Annotated in this window: 13 protein-coding genes and 4 pseudogenes; 10 read left to right on the top strand and 7 right to left on the bottom strand. The window is 70.2% G+C overall.

Translation table 11 applies throughout. The annotated features are described in order from the left end of the window. Positions 1–17: 17 nt before the first annotated feature. Positions 18–626: a CDP-diacylglycerol diphosphatase gene (locus ACWGDX_RS26960; RefSeq protein WP_453629591.1), complete on the bottom strand. Its 609-nt coding sequence runs from the start codon at positions 624–626 to the stop codon at positions 18–20. A gap of 604 nt (positions 627–1,230) precedes the next feature. On the opposite strand from ACWGDX_RS26960, the gene ACWGDX_RS26965 reads away from it, so the two are divergent. After that, entirely contained in the window at positions 1,231–1,632 is a 402-nt protein-coding gene (locus ACWGDX_RS26965) for a hypothetical protein (protein ID WP_453629593.1), read from the top strand. A gap of 60 nt (positions 1,633–1,692) precedes the next feature. On the opposite strand, the gene ACWGDX_RS26970 is transcribed toward ACWGDX_RS26965, so the two are convergent. Beyond that, a complete protein-coding gene (locus ACWGDX_RS26970) occupies positions 1,693–1,926 on the bottom strand; it encodes a hypothetical protein (RefSeq protein WP_453629595.1) in 234 nt (77 codons plus the stop codon). A 98-nt stretch (positions 1,927–2,024) separates the two neighbouring features. On the opposite strand from ACWGDX_RS26970, the pseudogene ACWGDX_RS26975 reads away from it, so the two are divergent. Together ACWGDX_RS26975 and ACWGDX_RS26980 are read left to right on the top strand one after the other, a co-directional pair. After that, positions 2,025–2,373: pseudogene (locus tag ACWGDX_RS26975) on the top strand (IS5/IS1182 family transposase); the annotation flags it as partial. A 123-nt stretch (positions 2,374–2,496) separates the two neighbouring features. Then, on the top strand, positions 2,497–3,003 hold the full coding sequence (locus tag ACWGDX_RS26980) for a DUF6624 domain-containing protein (RefSeq protein WP_453629597.1): 507 nt from the start codon (positions 2,497–2,499) through the stop codon (positions 3,001–3,003). Positions 3,004–3,228: 225 nt separating this feature from the next. Here ACWGDX_RS26980 and ACWGDX_RS26985 read toward each other — a convergent pair whose 3' ends face one another. The 3 genes from ACWGDX_RS26985 to ACWGDX_RS26995 all read right to left on the bottom strand — a co-directional run bounded on the left by ACWGDX_RS26985 (position 3,229) and on the right by ACWGDX_RS26995 (position 7,920). Continuing rightward, on the bottom strand, positions 3,229–4,008 hold the full coding sequence (locus ACWGDX_RS26985) for an SDR family oxidoreductase (protein ID WP_453629599.1): 780 nt from the start codon (positions 4,006–4,008) through the stop codon (positions 3,229–3,231). 316 nt (positions 4,009–4,324) lie between these two features. Further along, complete coding sequence (locus ACWGDX_RS26990) at positions 4,325–7,099, bottom strand: molybdopterin-dependent oxidoreductase (RefSeq protein ID WP_453629600.1); 2,775 nt, start codon at positions 7,097–7,099, stop codon at positions 4,325–4,327. Then, positions 7,096–7,920: an FAD binding domain-containing protein gene (locus ACWGDX_RS26995; protein WP_453629602.1), complete on the bottom strand. Its 825-nt coding sequence runs from the start codon at positions 7,918–7,920 to the stop codon at positions 7,096–7,098. The genes ACWGDX_RS26990 and ACWGDX_RS26995 overlap by 4 nt, the downstream gene beginning before the upstream one ends. Before the next feature lie 362 nt (positions 7,921–8,282). Here ACWGDX_RS26995 and ACWGDX_RS27000 point away from each other — a divergent pair. Beyond that, positions 8,283–8,978 (top strand): annotated as a pseudogene (locus tag ACWGDX_RS27000) (M24 family metallopeptidase). A 176-nt stretch (positions 8,979–9,154) separates the two neighbouring features. Further along, positions 9,155–9,385, top strand: a complete 231-nt coding sequence (locus ACWGDX_RS27005) for a hypothetical protein (RefSeq protein WP_453629604.1) — start codon at positions 9,155–9,157, stop codon at positions 9,383–9,385. Between the two features lie 796 nt (positions 9,386–10,181). Here the strand turns inward: ACWGDX_RS27005 and ACWGDX_RS27010 are convergent. Beyond that, the gene (locus ACWGDX_RS27010) at positions 10,182–10,406 is read right to left on the bottom strand and encodes a DUF397 domain-containing protein (RefSeq protein WP_384790925.1); all 225 of its coding nucleotides are present in this window, start codon (positions 10,404–10,406) and stop codon (positions 10,182–10,184) included. Positions 10,407–10,579: 173 nt separating this feature from the next. Here ACWGDX_RS27010 and ACWGDX_RS27015 point away from each other — a divergent pair. Then, positions 10,580–10,848: pseudogene (locus ACWGDX_RS27015) on the top strand (hypothetical protein). 573 nt (positions 10,849–11,421) lie between these two features. On the opposite strand, the pseudogene ACWGDX_RS27020 reads toward ACWGDX_RS27015, so the two are convergent. Continuing rightward, a pseudogene (locus ACWGDX_RS27020) lies at positions 11,422–11,782 on the bottom strand (cation transporter); the annotation flags it as partial. 564 nt (positions 11,783–12,346) lie between these two features. On the opposite strand from ACWGDX_RS27020, the gene dhaK reads away from it, so the two are divergent. From dhaK to ACWGDX_RS27040, 4 genes are all read left to right on the top strand, one after another. Further along, the gene (dhaK, locus tag ACWGDX_RS27025; RefSeq protein ID WP_453629605.1) at positions 12,347–13,339 is read left to right on the top strand and encodes a dihydroxyacetone kinase subunit DhaK; all 993 of its coding nucleotides are present in this window, start codon (positions 12,347–12,349) and stop codon (positions 13,337–13,339) included. A gap of 251 nt (positions 13,340–13,590) precedes the next feature. Beyond that, the gene (gene dhaL / locus ACWGDX_RS27030) at positions 13,591–14,148 is read left to right on the top strand and encodes a dihydroxyacetone kinase subunit DhaL (protein WP_363084140.1); all 558 of its coding nucleotides are present in this window, start codon (positions 13,591–13,593) and stop codon (positions 14,146–14,148) included. Further along, the gene (locus tag ACWGDX_RS27035) at positions 14,145–14,555 is read left to right on the top strand and encodes a PTS-dependent dihydroxyacetone kinase phosphotransferase subunit DhaM (RefSeq protein WP_453629606.1); all 411 of its coding nucleotides are present in this window, start codon (positions 14,145–14,147) and stop codon (positions 14,553–14,555) included. Before dhaL ends, ACWGDX_RS27035 begins: the two co-directional genes overlap by 4 nt. A gap of 227 nt (positions 14,556–14,782) precedes the next feature. Further along, a complete protein-coding gene (locus tag ACWGDX_RS27040) occupies positions 14,783–16,291 on the top strand; it encodes an FAD-dependent monooxygenase (RefSeq protein WP_453629608.1) in 1,509 nt (502 codons plus the stop codon). The last annotated feature ends 112 nt before the right edge of the window (positions 16,292–16,403 follow it).

Genomic DNA, 16,403 nt, shown 5'->3' on the forward strand with positions numbered 1-16,403 from the left:
CCCTGACCGCGAGCCCGTCATCTATACACCAGCAGGTAGTCGCACGTGCTTGTGCCGTCGTGAAGGGACGTGTCGCTGTTGAGGACGTAGAAGGAACCTGCGAATCCGGCGGTCGTCATCTTCGGGACCACGATCATGGTCTGGTTCGCCATGCTCAGCGAGTTCGGGACCACCACGTTCCGGTACAGCAGCGTGAAGAGGTTCTGCTGGAGGTCGTGGAGCTTGAGGATGCGGTAGACGCGGTCGCCTGAACCCGCGGGCCCCGAAATGGGCGCCTGGTTGCCCGGGGCGGCCCATTGGGAGGGCTGGGTGGCCATGCGGCCCTGGGATTCGAGTTCCTGGAGTCGCCTCTGTGTGCTCGCCCTGATTCCGGCCATGTGAATGTGCAGCTGATTGAACTGGCGGGCGCCCTGCGAGTTGATCCCCAGTCCGATATTCGGATACTGCACGGGGACGCTTCCTCCGCTTCTCGCGTTCTCCCATGCTTCCTGCCAGTAGTTCGCCGCCGAGTCCATGTGGATGAACGGGCATTCAATGCCCGTGATCCGGCACGAGGGGAGGAGGAGATAGTTGTGCGTATTCTCAGGTTTTCCGTGCAGCACGACGTAATTCTGGGTCGTCTTCAAGCAGTCGGGCCTGGGCTGCGGTGCCGGCGGGACGATGCCCTGCGTGCAGTACTGAACGTCGTGCCAGAGCGGGTCGTTGTCGGTGGGCCGGCCGCAGAGGGACTGCATCTGAGAAGGCGGACAGGGACTCGCGGGCCCACCGGGAGGAGGGGGTGGGGGGCACGACGGGTCGGGGGACGGTCCTGCGTGCGCCGCACTCGCCGTGGCGGTCGTTCCCGCCATGACTCCCACACCGGTCAGCAGCGCCGCGGCACCAAGGGTGCCCGAGAGCGTAACGAATTGACGCCGGGGAAATTCGTTCGCGTTCTTCTGGTCGTTCATGCGTGTGATCTCCGATAGTGATGACCGTTGTCTGAATTTGGCGGCCATGAGCGAGAGGGCGTTTTCGACCCGGTCCTTCGCCCTCGCCGATCCGTTCACAGAATAGGGATGTGGGATCGGATTACCCGTCAACTGCACGGATTGGTGTGTCGGTTCCGCCATTGAGAGGCATTCCGTTTGCGGTATGGGTGCCGCTTCCCCCGGCGGCTGATGGAGGGGTACCGCCCGTGCCGTTGAGGCTACGAGGGAGCATCGCAAGGCGGAGGACCGCCCGTGGCATCAGGTGCCGATCAGCAAGACCGTACGGGCTGAGATCGCTGTGGCGGCCGAGGTCTGGGGCACGCGGACCGCGCTCGCTCCGGGCCTCGGCCAATGCCTCAGTGGCCACCAGGAGGACACCGGGCTGAGGTTGATCGAGCACGCCGACACCGTCCCGTTGCCCGGATCCTCCGCCGGGAAGGACCCGATGCCGGCTGATCTGCTGGTTGTCCCGTGGATCACCTGCACGCGTTGCGGCCAGGTGCTCGCACGTGCGCACAACCAGGAGCCGTGGGGTGGCCTGTCCTATCTCGCAAGGCACTATGTGCTGTTCTCCCCCGGGCGCAGCACATCAACGGGCCTGTTCGCTCCCGACTCGGCGTGGGACGCCTTGGCACAGTTGCGCATGTCCTGCGTTCAGGTATGAGCACTCGTCTCGGCGGCCCCACGACCATCAGCAACGGCGTCCGAGTGTGTTCTGGCCTGCTCAACGGGGGGTGAGGCAGGTCTGCATAGCGGCTCTGCCTTTCTGGGGCAGGCCCTCGCCCAAAGGTGTCTTCCGGGGGCTGTGTTCGCCGTCGCAGATCCAGCTCTGCTCGTCGGCGTCGAATGACCACTCCTCGGCACCCCACATCGGGTGGCCTGCGAGCAGGCGCCTGGCCAGCGGCTCGCACCCCTCCGGGGCGCCCGAGGCTCTCAGCGCCTCGACCACCATATCCACGGCCTCCGGAGGTGTCCCTGTATCGCCCAGCACGGGGAGGACCCGTCCGAGCGGGTTGCGGCCGACCATCAGCGCGTCACGCGTCGCCCGCCAGGCAAAAAAGACGCATGCCCCGGCAGCACCGTCCCGACGAGGGGCACGGACGATCCCAGGGCGATCTCCCCCGCAAGGTTCATCTCGCCGGAGAGCCGGAGAGGGCGGGCGCCGTCCGCCGGCCCTGCCGATCACTCCGGGCCAGTGGGGCGATACCCCGCGGTTCATCCCCGTCGTGGAACGTATCCGCGTTGGCCGTCTCAGCGGCGGGCGTCCCCGCATCTCGGCGGCGACAAGGCGTACTCGTCGCGCCGCAGCAGTCGCGGCAGCCGACCCGTCGGCTTCGACAAGCGTGCCCATGTCTTCCAGGGCACCGTGACTGTCGCGGCGATCAGGCTCTGGCTTCAGGGGTAGATCCATTCTCCCCATGCGGGGAGGTGCCTGTCACCGTCCTTCAGAATGATCTTTATATCCGATTCGCACCTTTAGGCTTGCGGTCAACCGGCACAACACACCGATCCAGCCTGGGAGTTGAGAGTGACCTACGACGTTGCCGCGCTGGCCGTGGAGCTTGCGGAGATGGCTGCGGCCGATCACCAGTCCACAGCCCGCGCGAACAGCGATGACCCTGCCGAACAGCTGGCCTGGCGGCGGCTCACCGCCCGGCACGGCGACCGGCTGGGCGAGATCATGGACGAATACGGCTGGCCGACGGCAGACCTGGTCGGCGAGGAGGCCGCACGCGCAGCATGGCTGATCGCCCAGCACGCCGACCGGCAGCTCGATGTTCAGCGGCGTGCCCTCCATTTGATGCAGCAGGCGGTGTCGGCCGGCTCCGCCGGCCCGCGCGAGCTGGCCTTCCTGCGCGACCGCACGCTGGTCAACGAGGGCCGCAAGCAGGTCTACGGCACCCAGATCGCCGGCGTGAAGGACGGGGCACCGATTCCGTGGCCTTGCGAAGAGCCCGAGCGCATGGACGAACTCCGCGCGGAAGTCGGTATCGAGCCTTTCGGCGGGTATGTCGCCAAGTTCGCGATGACCTGAGGCCTGTCCCCCAGTCACGTCCCGCAGATCACTGCCCAGAGCTCACCTGCCGTGGGGCAACGGTCCGTCGGGCAGGCCCTGGAGGCGGGGTGGCTCGGCCCAGTCCATCGAATGTCGGTGACGAGTCGCGGGCGGCATCCGCTCGTACCGGCGCACGTCGGTACGAGCGTGTGTGGCCCGTACGGGATGTGCTGCGGGCCGTGCGGGACACGGGTGGCGATCGTGTTACCAGTCGAGTGTGACCGGCAGGAAGGGTACGTCCTCCGGTGCTGCTTTGCGGGCCTCCAGGGCGGTTCTGGCGGGCGTGCCGACCGGGACGCGCAGGGGCGGATCGGGGTGTTCGACCGTGTCGGCGACCGCGGCGGCCACTTCTTCGGGGGTGACGGTCCCGAAGATGGACTTGCCGCGCAGCAGGCCGAATTGTTCGAACAGGGGGGTGTAGGGGTCGTTCTCCGTGAAGAAGGACTTGGCGCGCTCGGCTCCGCCGGAGGAGACGGAGCCCGGCTGGAGGATGCTCACCTTGACGCCGAAGTGGCCCGCCTCGACGGCCAGCGTCTCGGCGAGCGCCTCCAACGCCCACTTGCTGGCGGCGTAGGGGCCGATGATCGGTACGACGAGCCGGCCCTGGACGCTGGAGACGAAAACCAGCCGGCCCGCGCCTCGTTCGCGCATGGCGGGCAGCACACCCTGCACCACCCGCAGGGGGCCGAAGGTGTTGAGCCGGAAGAGGGCTTCGACCTCGGAGACGGGTACGTTCTCCAGCGGCGCGCGGACCGTCGCACCCGCGTTGCTGACGAGCACGTCGATCTCTCCGGCGTCACGGAGTGCCTCGTCGACACTCTTCTGATCGGTGACGTCGAGGCGCAGACGCTGGTCGACGGGGAGATCGTCGAGGTCTTCTGGCCGGCGGGCAGTCGCGACGACCCGGTGGCCGCGGGCGGCGAGTTCGATCGCGATGGCCCGGCCGATGCCTCTGGAGGCGCCGGTGATGAGCACGGACGTCATGTCGGTCTCCTGTCTGGGCGGTGCGGCGAAAGCGGCGGCGCACCTCGTCGGCCTCTTGCCCGGCTCCCGTGAAGGGCGGGGCGATGAGAGCCGCTGCCGCGGACACGCCCGCCAGGTTGGTTCGATTTTCGAATCTACTACCAGTGTCACAGTAGCCAGAGTGAGTCAGAAAAGCGAATCGACACGCCTGTGACTCCCGCGGCTGTTCCGTCGCCGGCGCGATCGATGTCGTGGGGAAGCGCCGGAGCCCAGCCGGAGACCGGCATCCAGGCGGCTCACGGTCCCCCGCCGTCTCGGCCGCGACGTACGAACCCCGTCAGGCCGGCGGAGGTGTCGCCGGTTCCGGACCTACGTCGGTTTCGAGGCCGAGCCAGACGCGGTCGCGGGTCAGCGGGAGTTCCGTGAACCGTACGCCGGTCGCGTCGCGCAGGGCGTTCGCGTAGGCCGGGGCGACCGGGTTGAAGGGGCTTTCGCTCATGGATTTCGCGCCCAGGGGGCCGATCGCGTCGGAGGTCTCCATGAAGTGGACCTCGGTGCGGGGGACGTCCGCGAAGGCGGGCAGGCGGTAGCGGCGGAAGGCCGCGGTGCTGACCTCGCCGCGCTCGTCGAGGCGTACGTTCTCGAAGAGGGTGGCCCCCAGTGCCTGGGCGACACCGCCCTCGACCTGGCCACGGCACTGCATGGGGTTCATGACCTTGCCCGCGTCGGCGGCGTGCACGCTGCGCAGGATCCGGACCTCTCCGGTGCCGGGGTCCACGGCGACACGGAACCACTGCGCGTTGAAGGCGACGGAGCGCGGAGTGCCGCCGAAGTGACCGTCCGCGGCAAGCTCGACACCGGCCGTACGGGCGGTCGCGTGCAGGTCCTTGAGGAGGATCCGCCGGCCCTCGCCGCCGTACGCCACGGCTTCGGCTTCCACGGCTTCCACGGCTTCCACGGTCAGCCGGCAGTCCGAGCGGGCCACGCCCAGATGGGCGGCGGCGAAGTCCAGCACCAGGTCGGCGAGGGCGCGTGACGCCCGCAGGGTGGCCTTGCCCGCGACGACCACGCCGGTGGAGGCGAAGGCGCCGGTGTCGTGCCGGACGGCATCGGTGTCGGACTGGCGGACGGTGATCCGGTCGACGGTGGTGGCGAGTTCGCCCGCCGCGATCTGCCGGTGCACGGTGGTGGTGCCGTTGCCGAACTCGGCGGTGCCGACGGCCAGGCCGAAGGTCCCGTCGGGCAGCAGGGTGGCGCGGGCATCGGCGAAGTGGCCGCCCGGCGGGCCGGTGGCGATCATGGCCAGGGCCGTACCCTCGCCGACGAGCCAGCCCTCGGGGGCCGGGGCGGCGGGCTCGGCCTGGGCGCGGCGTACGACGGCCAGGCACTGGTCGAGCCCGTAGCTGGCGATGTACAGGTCCTCCTCCTCGCCGCTCGCGGTGATCATGGGCTCGCCGGGGCCGATGATGTTCTTCGCCTTCAGCTCCAGCGGGTCCATGCCGATACGACGGGCCAGTTCGTCCAGCGCCGACTCCGTGGCGAACATGACCTGTCCGAGGCCGTAGCCGCGGAAGGCCCCCGCCGGGACGGTGTGGGTGTAGACCGCGAAGCCGTCGGCCTTCTTGTTGGGACAGCGGTACACCGCCAGAGACTCGGCGCAGGCGTGGAACATCACCGCCGGGCCGTGATTGCCGTACGCGCCCGTGTTGGACACCACCCGCAGCTCAAGGGCGGTCAGCGTGCCGTCCCCGCGCGCGCCCGCCTTGACCCGGACGGTGAAGGGATGCCGGGTGGTGGCCCCGTAGAACTGCTCGGCGCGCGTGTACTCCAGCTTCACCGGCCTGCGCAGGCGCAGCACCGCGAGCGCGACGATGTCCTCGACCAGCATCTCCTGCTTGCCGCCGAAGCCGCCGCCGACCCGGCCCGCGAGCACTCGCACCCGCTCCGGCGGCAGGTCGTACAGGGCGCACAGCGCGCGCCGGGTCAGGAAGGGAGTCTGGGTGCTGCTGCGTACGGTCAGCCGGCCGTCCTCGATCCAGGCGACGGCGCCGTGCGTTTCCAGGCTGGCGTGCTGGACGCGCTGGGTGCGGAAGGTCTCCTCGTAGATCTCGTCGGCCTCGGCGAAGCCCGCCTCTACGTCGCCGACCTCGCCGTGCGTCTCGCCCACCACGTTGTCGCGGGGGCGGGAGATCCGGGCCCGCGCGGCGTCCTTGGCGTGCACGACGGGGGCGCCCGGCCGCATCGCCTCTTCCGGGTCGAGGACGGCGGGCAGCACGTCGTACGTCACCTCGATACGCCGGCAGCCCTCCTCGGCGGCGGCCTCGCTGTCCGCGACGACGGCCGCGACGCGCTGGCCCACGTAGCGGACGGTGTCGTCCAGCACGCGAGTGTCGTCCGGGTCCTCCTCCGGGTGTTCGTGACGGGCGGTGGAGAAGTGCCGTTCGGGCGCGTCGTGGTGGGTGAGGACGGTGTGCACGCCGGGCACGCGCAGGGCGGCGGAGGTGTCGATCGCGATGATGCGGGCGTGCGCGTGCGGGGAGCGCAGCAGCTTCATGTGCAGCAGCCCCGGCACATCGATGTCGAAGGTGAAGCGGGCGGTTCCCGTGACAACCTGCGGCCCGGCGGGCGCGGGCAGGCTGCGGCCCACGGCATCGCCTGCTCCGGACTCCTCGGCGTGCCTGACGCCGCGGATCGCGTCCTCGATGGCCCGGTAGCCGGTGCAGCGGCACAGGTTGCCCTTCAACGCGTTTGGCAGATCCTCCAGTCGCTCGTCGTCGAGTGCCGCCGTGGTCATCAGGAAGCCCGCCGTGCAGAATCCGCACTGGAAGCCCTGCGCGTCCAGGAACTTCCGCTGTACGGGGTGGAGTTCGCCGATTCCCGGGGCCAGGCCCTCGACCGTGGTGACCGATCGGCCATCGGCGCGGAAGGCCGGATACAGACAGCTGTGCACGGGTTCGCCGTCCACATGGACCGTGCAGGCGCCGCAGTCGCCCGCGTCGCAGCCCTTCTTCACCCCGAACCAGCCGCGGTCGCGCAGATATGTGCGCAGGCACTGGCCGGCGCGCGGCTCGGCGTCGGAGGGCTGCCCGTTCACCCGGACCGAGAAGCTCATCGCTCGTCGTCCCCGCTCAGCTCGGCGCGGATCTCCTCGGCCAGCCGCGCGGTCATGTGCCTCCGCCACCTGGGCAGTCCATGGATGTCGTCGAACCACTCGTCGTCGGCGACGGCGGACGCGATGGCAGCCCCGAGTTCCGCCGCGGACGGCGGCAGCGCGAACCACAGCCGTACCGGCCGTACCGTAGAGGCCGTGACGGTGACCGACAGCGAATGGTCCAGCGGGTCCAGCGTTCCGATGACCAGTACGCCCGAGCGTCCGAGCCCGTGGAGGGAAGCCTGCCGGAACGCGGTCCTGCTGTTCAGCGCACGCGCGGGCAGGGTCACCGAGCGCAGTAACTCCCCCTCGGCGAGGTCCTTGCGACCCGCGCCGGTGACGAAGTCCACGACAGGGACCCGGCGCAGCGCGCCGTCCTGGGAGCGCAGCAGGCATATCCCGTCGAGGGCGGCGGTGAGGGAGATCATCGGGCCGGCGGGGAGCGCGTTGCAGAGATTCCCGCCGACCGTGGCCATGTTCCAGATCTTGAACGAGGCGAGGAACGCCCGGCAGCACTGCTCGAACAGCGGCGCCGACCGGGCGCCCGACGCCCTGCCGAAGCGCGACAGTCGCGCGATCGTGCAGGTCGCCGCGATCTCCAGCGAACCGTCGTCGAGGACCTGTGCCGGCACCCAGCCTGTCCGGCTCAGATCGACCAGGCGCCGCAGATGGGGCTGCGGCTCGGAGAAGAGATAGGTCCCGCCACCCAGCCAGGCGTCACCCGGGAGCCATGGAGCGGGGTGTCGCGCATCTCGTATCTCCACCACCGTATTCAGGTCCATGGCTCAGTCAAACAAGCGGGACCCGGCCGTACCACTGGGTCAGGGCACGGAAACGGGAGCCGGAGACTGGAGGATCAAACGAGAGGCATCTCGCCTGCCCCTGCTGGCATTTGCGGTGTGATCTCCCGCACCGGCATCACATATGCGAGATACATGCGTGCGGGACGGTTTCTCCAGGACAAGGCCGTCGGCCGCACCCTGGAGAACCGGCTGTTCCGCGCCTCCCGGCCCGCCTTCCACGGAGCCGGCCGGACGCGGCTCAAGCGCGGGGGAAGAGGCGCGGCGGCTCGCGGCGGCGCTCGCCGCCGGTCACATCCGCCCAGGATCAGTACGGTTGCCGAAACGAAGCCGGTACTCCTACGGTGAGCGATGTGACGGACGAATCCACACGCGCGGCACGGCTCCTGGACGCCCAGGCCAAAGCGGCGTCGCTGTTCGCCGAGATCGGGACACGGCGCCTGGTCGCCGCGGGCCAGGGCGAACGCGCGGTCAGCGACCGGATCCGTGACCTGGCGAACGAGATGTTCGGGACCACGCACTACTGGCACAAGCGGATCGTGCGGTCCGGACCGAACACCCTCCTGCCGTACCGCGAGAACCCGCCGGACCGGGTCATCGGCGCGGACGACATCGTATTCGCCGATTTCGGGCCGATATTCTAGGAGTTCGAGGCCGACTTCGGGCGGACCTTCGTGCTCGGCGACGACCCCGTCAAGCACCGCCTGCGCGACGATCTGTCGACCGTTTTCGCGGCGGGACGCCGCGCCTTCGAAGCGGACCCGGACATCACCGGCAAGCAGCTCTACGCCGAGGTCGAGCGGCTGGCGGCCGAGGCGGGCTGGCAGCTCGGCGGCTGGCACGCCGGCCATCTGGTGGGCGAGTTCCCGCCCGAGTACAACGACTGGGAGGACGTCGACTCCCACATCGTGCCCGCCAACGGCAGACCGCTGCGGCGCACGGACGAGGCGGGACAGCTCCTTCACTGGATCCTGGAGATCCATCTCATCGACCCTGAGCGGGGCTTCGGCGGCTTCTACGAGGAACTGCTCGACCTCTGACGCCCGCCGAGGGCGAACCGCGCCGTATCCCCGGAGCTGTCGGAGAGCCCCCTCACCGGTGCCGGAACGGCCCTCCCGCATTGCCGCCGACGGTACGGCGGGACAAGGTCGTCACGGTCCGCGAAGAGGCCGTCGCACACTGAAGCCAGCGGTGCGGGTGGCTCCTTGGGGGTGGCATGGAGGAGTTGCTCGCGCCCCTGCGCGGCCGGATCGAGCCGCCAGCAGAAGACGGTGAGGGCCCCGCGGTGCTGGCCGACGAGGCCACCTATCCGGAGGGCGCCCTGCGCCGGTGCGCCCAGGTCGGCGCGCTCACCGACCAGTTGGTCCAGCGCGCTCTGCGGCGCCGGCCCGGTGAAGCCCGCCGTCGTCACGACCCTGGGCGCGTCGGCCCTGGTGGGCCTCCCTGATGGTGCTGCGTGTCGTGGTGGCCGGGGCAGCGGGATTCGCGGGACGCGGCGACGGCGGCGACCGCGGTGGAGGCGACGCCAACGGGTAACGGGCCCCTGCTGGGCCATTCGCCCCGACCGCCGTGTGCCGGTGTGCCGCCCGGCAGCCGTCCCGAGGCGACCACCTGGTCCGCGGCGGTCATGGGCACGGGCCGTCCGCTCCCGGTGTCCACGGCCGACGTACGCCGCGACGCCAGTTGGATCCGCAAGGTCGACCTCGTCGCAGGCGACCAGTTCGGCCGCTGTGCCGAAGGTGCGGGACACGCCGTGCTTCTGTCCGGAACGCTCCGCAGCGGCGGCCGCCACGGCCAACCAGGCGGAGGGCTTCTCCGCCGAGGCGAAGGCCCTGGCCGAACAGGCCGCGACGGATATGAAGCTCGCGGCGCAGGCGTCCGCGGCAGCGGCGTCCGACGCGGCCCGTGCCGCCAAGGCGTACCAGCGGGCCCAGGCCTCGGCCACCCGTCGAAGCCGACGAGGACCTCATGAACGGCGTGCTGATGCGGACCCGTGCCGGGACGCTGTTGGTCAATTCGGCCCTTGCTTCGCCCCGCCGAGCGTCAGCTCGGCGGGGCGAAGTGCTGCGAAGTGGCTGGTGCGGGTGCGGGCTCATGGTGTGCCGGTGAGGTGGGCGTCGATGCGGGCGAAGTTCATCGCGGCGCCGGTGAGCTGGTGCTGGAGGCTGGTCTTTGCCAAGCCCCCCGGCCCCACTCTCAGGTAAAGCGGGACCGGGTTTGCCATTGATCAAACGCAAGAACTCCTAGCCGAACTCGCCCTCGCGGACGCCGTCTCGGAACGCCGCCCATTCTTCCGCGGTGAACCGCAGGGACGGCAGGTCTTTCCGCCTCGAGTCACGGATCGCAACGGCTCCGCCACCAAGGTCTGCCACCTCTACGCAGTAAGGCCCTGTCGTGCTCTTGCTGCTCTTGACCCAGCGCGTATCCGTCAGGTCAAGCGTGTAGAGTTCAGCCTTCTTTTCAGTCATCGGACTACCCTTTCGATGCTCAATCGGGCTTCACTACCCACCATCACCCCGGCTCGCCAGACGTGCAACTGGCAAGGTGGGACACCGTCAATCGCAACGACCGCCTTCCCCTGGCAGCGGTCATCTTCGTGGCCACCGTTGCATTTGACAGTGACCGACAAACCGGAGTCGGGATGAGTGTGGAGGACGAGACCGTATGCCGGGTGTGTGAATACGACGACGAGTTGTTCTGGGAAGAGAGCTGGCCGACGGCGGCCATCTGTCCCTGCTGCGGCAATGAGTCCGATATCGCGACGCCGGCGTCATGGGGTTGCGCGACTACCGTGGTTACCGGGTGGGGCATGGTGCCCCGTGGCATGACTCGCGGGAGGAACGCAAACAGAAGCGCCAAGGCTGGGACCTGCTGGAGCACATGGCGAATATCCCGCCGCAGTGGCGCTGATCCAGGCAGTTGGTGGCTGCCTCACATCGCGAGTCGGCGGTAGCAGATCAGAGCGGCGGCGACGCCGGCTAAGGCGAGGAAGTGCTCGACACCGATCAAACGGTCGTCCGCGCCTCCGAAGTTGGAGATCCGGAAGAACGCGGCGGTGTCCCGGCTGTCGCCGTACGGCAGGAACACCGACCCGGAGTCGACCTCGATTCCGCCGGGGCTGCCCGCTTTGCCGAAGGCAAGCCACGTGGTCAGGCCGCCGGGGGCGACGCCGCACACGGCGACGGGCGCGAGCGCGGCAAGCAGGGCTTCACCGAGACGGCGCCGGGTGGACCGCCACCAGACCTGTTCGGTCATCGTCGGCCGCCCCGGGGCGCACGCCATCCCGACCTCGATCAGTGCCTCCGTCACACCATCCACCCGGACCAGCACGGGCGTATGCGCGGCGGCCTCCGCCAGCGCCCGCGCGTCCGTCAGAGCCGCAGGCAATTCACCGTCCACCGCGAGGACTTCGACCGGACGACCTTCGACCCGGCCCCAGACTCCGCGGCCGACCATGGCGCTGAAATCGCTCACCTCCGGCAGCGGCCGCCCGGTCAGCACGAGCACCGGCACCGCGAGCAGCACCGTGACCACGAGCCGCTGACGTGCTCGCCTCGCGGCTTCGAACCCGTCCTCGTCCTGGTGCTCATGTTCCCGCTCCCGCGGCTCGGGAGGCTCGGGGAGCGCGGCTGTACTCGGCCTGCTCGACCATCGCGACGAGTTCATCGGGGCGGACGTGCGACGGGTGGCCGACCCGGGCCTGCCCGGTGGCCCGATTGACCGTCGCGCTGACTCCCGCCAACTTGCCGAGCCACTTCTCCACACGCCGTACACAGGCCGCGCAGGTCATCCCGCCGACGGTCAGGTCAGTAGTCATCGGAGCGGGCGCGGTTTCCGTGGCCATCAGTCGCTCCCCACATACCGCCTATGTCACTGATATCTTTCATGCTCCCGCCGCCTGCGCCTCCGCCGCTTCCGTCACTCGTTCCGGTGCCGCGCATACCGGGCCGAGCGATCACGCCTGCCTCCCGAACGCGTGGTTCCTCTCCCCTTCAAGGTAAAACCGCAGGCAGCGGTAATTGAGGCAAGCCGTGCGTCGAAGTCGTCGCCCGATGCACATCAGTGCGGCAATGACTTTCCGCGGCACCGATGAGGTAGATCTGCAGCACTCCACCTCACTCGAACTGACGTGCGCCACGTGCGCCAAGAATCACCTCTCCCCCATGCCGTGCCGGGTGGCGGAGTTGGATCGATACTGAATCGAGCGGCGGACCGCCGCGGAGCGTCCTCCATCGCACCCCAAGGAGCTGACCATGCGTCAGGAAAGTTGGCGTCCGATCGGTGTGAGTACTGCGGAAAGCCGCTTCGGAGCGCCGGGGACCGCCACGGTCGCGGAGTAGCCACAGCATCTGTGACCTGCGAAAACCACGGACAGAGGCACAGCTTCCAACCTACCCGGGAGACACCCATGAAGATGCTGATCAATGTGCCGGAGACCGTGGTGGCGGATGCCCTTCGGGGGATGGCCGCGGCGCATCCGGAGCTCTCCGTCGATGTGGCCAACCGCGTGGTGGTACGCGGGGACGCGCCCGTCGCCGGGAAGGTCGGGGTGGTCTCCGGGGGCGGGTCCGGGCACGAGCCTCTGCACGGAGGGTTCGTCGGGCCCGGAATGCTCTCCGCGGCCTGTCCCGGTGAGGTGTTCACGTCCCCCGTACCCGATCAGATGGTGCGGGCGGCCGCCGCCGTCGACAGCGGGGCCGGGGTGCTGTTCGTCGTCAAGAACTACACCGGTGACGTCCTGAACTTCGACATGGCCGCCGAGCTGGCCGAGGACGAGGGCATCCAGGTCGCGAAAGTGCTGGTCAACGATGATGTGGCGGTGACGGACAGTCTCTACACCGCGGGCCGGCGCGGTACGGGTGCGACGCTGTTCGTCGAGAAGCTGGCGGGCGCGGCGGCCGAGGAGGGGGCGCCGCTGGAGCGGGTCGAGGCGATCGCCCGGCAGGTGAATGACCGCTCACGGAGTTTCGGTGTCGCCCTGAGCGCCGTCACCACGCCCGCCAAGGGCAGTCCGACCTTCGATCTGCCCGAGGGAGAGCTGGAACTGGGCATCGGTATCCATGGCGAGCCCGGCCGCGAACGGCGCGCGATGATGACCTCGCGCGAGATCGCCGACTTCGCCGTGCACACGGTGGTGGAGGATCTGCGGCCGTCCGGCCCGGTGATCGTCCTGGTGAACGGCATGGGCGGAACACCGCTGCTGGAGCTGTACGGATTCAACGCCGAGGTGCAGCGGGTGCTGACCGAGCGGCGCGTTCCGGTGGCCCGTACGCTCGTCGGCAACTATGTGACCTCGCTCGACATGGCGGGCTGTTCGGTGACGCTCTGCCAGGTGGACGAGGAGCTGCTGCGGCTGTGGGACGCGCCGGTGCGGACCGCCGCGCTCCGCTGGGGTCTCTGAACACGGCGAGGCCGCGTACGGCGGAGAAGCCGCGTACGGCGGAGAAGCCGGACTCGGCGGGAAGCCTGACATGGCGGCGAAGCCGGATACGGCAAAGAAAGAGGCAAGGCCGGCCGGGACGGCAGGGCAGGCACAGAAACTGGCACGGCAGGGCACGACCCACGGGCGAGGGAGTTCACGTGACCGATCAGAAACCCGACCGGACGCTCGACACCGACTTCTTCCGCCGCTGGCTCACGGCCGCCACCGCCATGGTGGAGCGTGAGGCCGGCCGGCTCACCGAACTGGACTCGGCGATCGGCGACGCGGATCACGGCAGCAATCTCCAGCGCGGTTTCCGGTCCGTCATGACCGTGCTGGGAGAGGAGTCACCGGCCGGCCCCGGGGCCCTGCTGGTGCGGGCGGGACGGCAGCTCATCTCCACGGTGGGCGGGGCGTCGGGGCCGCTCTACGGGACACTGCTACGGCGTACGGGCAAGGCCCTCGGCGACGCCCCCGAGGTCACACCGGAGCAGTTCACCGAGGCGCTGCGCACCGGGGTGGCGGCCGTGGCCCAGCTCGGCGGGGCGAAGGCCGGGGACAAGACCATGCTGGACGCTCTGGAGCCGGCGGCCGAAGCGCTCGGCACATCGTTCAGGGCGGCGGCGGAGGCAGCGGAGAAGGGCGCCCTCGCCACCGTACCCCTCCAGGCGCGCAAGGGCAGGGCGAGCTATCTGGGCGAGCGGAGCATCGGGCACCAGGATCCGGGCGCGACCTCCTCGGCCCTGCTGATCGCCGCGCTCGCCGACACGGCGGAGGCGACGCCATGAGCATCGGGAAACCGGTCGGCATCGTGCTCGTCTCGCACAGCGGACCGGTGGCGGAGGCCGTCGCCGCGATGGCCCGGGGGCTGGCGGGAGGCGGCGCGACCGCGCCGGTGGCGGCGGCCGGAGGCACCCCTGACGGCGGACTGGGCACCAGCTCCGAGCTGATCTCGGCCGCCGCCGCACAGGTGGACCGAGGCGCGGGAGTAGCGATTCTGGTGGATCTCGGCAGCGCCGTGTTGACGGTGAAAACGCTGCTCGCCGAGGGCGACGAACTCCCGGACGGGACACGGCTGGTGGACGCACCGTTCGTCGAGGGAGCGGTGGCCGCGCTGGTCACCGCCTCGGCGGGCGGGGACCTGAACGCGGTCGTCGCGGCGGCGACGGAGGCGTACCAGTACCACAAGGAGTGAGCGAACGGGCGGAGGAGGACGGGTGGGTGAGCCCGGGGGAAGGACGGGCGGGACGGGCCGCGCGACCGGCCCGAGGAGTCGCCCACGCCGTCCACAGGGCTCGGAGAACGGTGAGAACGGCTCACAGTCGTCGTGATCCACGCATCGCCCCGCCGGAATACTGAACCCTCACGGATCGGCCGCGGCTGCCGGCCCGTTGTCGGTACAGGACCCCCGGAGGGACGAGCATGGCGAACGCGGCGGACGTGGAGACCGTTGGGGTGGAAGGGGACGGTCCGTACCGCTCCCCCGGCCGCCGGACCCGTCACGCCGTGATCATCGGAGGGAGCGTCGCGGCTCTGCTGACGGCCCAGGTGCTCCGCGCCCACGCCGACCGGGTGACCATCATCGAGCGCGACCGCCTTCCCGAGGGACCCGAGCCACGGGCCGGGGTTCCGCAGAGCCGCCACACCCATGTCCTGCTGGAGGGCGGGCAGCGGGCGCTGGACGAGCTGCTCCCCGGCATCGTCGCGGAACTGCGCGAGCACGGCGCGCCCCGGGTGGGGATGCCCAGCGACATCGTGCAGTGGCAGAACGGGCGCTACTACCGCCGCACCGCCGCCACCGCCCATCTCCTCACCGGTACCAGGCCGTTGCTGGAGTGGCTGGTACGGCGCCGCGTGCTGGCCGAGCGGCGGATCACGGTGCTGGAGGGCACGGAGGTGGTGGGGCTGCTCGGCGACTCCGACCGGGTCCGGGGGGTACGGGTGCGCGAGCGCGGGGCGGAGACCCGTCATGACGTACGGCGGCTCACCGCCGATCTGGTCGTGGACGCCTCGGGGCGCGGCTCCCGCGCGCCCGACTGGCTCGCCGCGATCGGTGCGGAACCTCCTCACGAGGAGACGCTCGACACCGGACTCGCCTACGCGACCCAGCTCTTCCGTCAGCCAGGTCCTCACCACGGAGGGAGCGACGCGCAGACTGATGACAACGCCGACGGAGGTACCCACAGGGATGCCGCCGGCGGCACGGACAGCGTCGGCTACTACTTCATCCCCGGGCGCGGCCAGGCCCGCGGCGGGGTCGCCCTCCCCGTCGAAGGCGGCTTCCATCTCGTCACCCTCTCGGGCCTGCGCGGGAGTGAACCGCCCTCCGACGAGGAGGCGTTCATCGACTTCACGGCCCGGCTCGCCCATCCGGTGCTGCACGACTGGCTGATGAAGGCCCGGCCGGAGTCCGGGGTGCACGCCTTCCGCGCGACGGCCAATGTCCGGCGCAGGTACGACCGTGCGGGCCGCCGCCCGGCCGGTTTCCTCGCCGTGGGCGACGCGCTGTGCGCCTTCAACCCGGTGTACGGGCAGGGCATGGCGGTCGCGGCGCTGGGCGCGATCGCGCTCCGCGACACGCTGGCCGATCCCGCCCGTACACCCACGACACGCCGGGTGCAGCTCGCGCTGCTCAACGCCTCACGACAGGCCTGGAACATCGCGTCCGGAGCCGACAGGGCACTGCCTGGCGCACGGGGCGACGCGGCCCGGACACGTGTGGTGGACCGGCCGGCGGCCTGGTATCTCGCCCGGGTGGTGGAGCGGGCGCCCGGTGATCCGGTCGTCGGAGAGGCGTTCCGCGCCGCCACCTCGCTGATGGCCCCGGTCTCCGTGCTGTTCGCGCCGCGTGTCGTACGCGCGGCGCTGTTCGGCCCCGTCCGGCCGGCCCCCTCGGAGCCGCCGCCGTGGAAGGAGCGGACGGCGGACTGACGGCGCGCGGCGCGCGGCCACGGTCGGCGGCGCGCCCCCGTCGGCGTGTACGGCGCGACCCCGCACACGGGCCGGAGACCCTCGCACGCTCCTTCTGCCGTCGTCCCCTCGC

This window comes from Streptomyces sp. NPDC055025 (assembly GCF_053608565.1).

What these genes read in the sequence shown, in the direction of transcription:
- ACWGDX_RS26985 (WP_453629599.1), bottom strand. Translation starts at nt 4,008, where the DNA reads ATGACGTCCGTGCTCATCACCGGCGCCTCCAGAGGCATCGGCCGGGCC.
- ACWGDX_RS26990 (WP_453629600.1), bottom strand. Translation starts at nt 7,099, where the DNA reads ATGAGCTTCTCGGTCCGGGTGAACGGGCAGCCCTCCGACGCCGAGCCG.
- ACWGDX_RS26995 (WP_453629602.1), bottom strand. Translation starts at nt 7,920, where the DNA reads ATGGACCTGAATACGGTGGTGGAGATACGAGATGCGCGACACCCCGCT.
- ACWGDX_RS27005 (WP_453629604.1), top strand. Translation starts at nt 9,155, where the DNA reads ATGGAGGAGTTGCTCGCGCCCCTGCGCGGCCGGATCGAGCCGCCAGCA.
- ACWGDX_RS27010 (WP_384790925.1), bottom strand. Translation starts at nt 10,406, where the DNA reads ATGACTGAAAAGAAGGCTGAACTCTACACGCTTGACCTGACGGATACG.
- dhaK (WP_453629605.1), top strand. Translation starts at nt 12,347, where the DNA reads ATGAAGATGCTGATCAATGTGCCGGAGACCGTGGTGGCGGATGCCCTT.
- dhaL (WP_363084140.1), top strand. Translation starts at nt 13,591, where the DNA reads ATGGTGGAGCGTGAGGCCGGCCGGCTCACCGAACTGGACTCGGCGATC.
- ACWGDX_RS27035 (WP_453629606.1), top strand. Translation starts at nt 14,145, where the DNA reads ATGAGCATCGGGAAACCGGTCGGCATCGTGCTCGTCTCGCACAGCGGA.
- ACWGDX_RS27040 (WP_453629608.1), top strand. Translation starts at nt 14,783, where the DNA reads ATGGCGAACGCGGCGGACGTGGAGACCGTTGGGGTGGAAGGGGACGGT.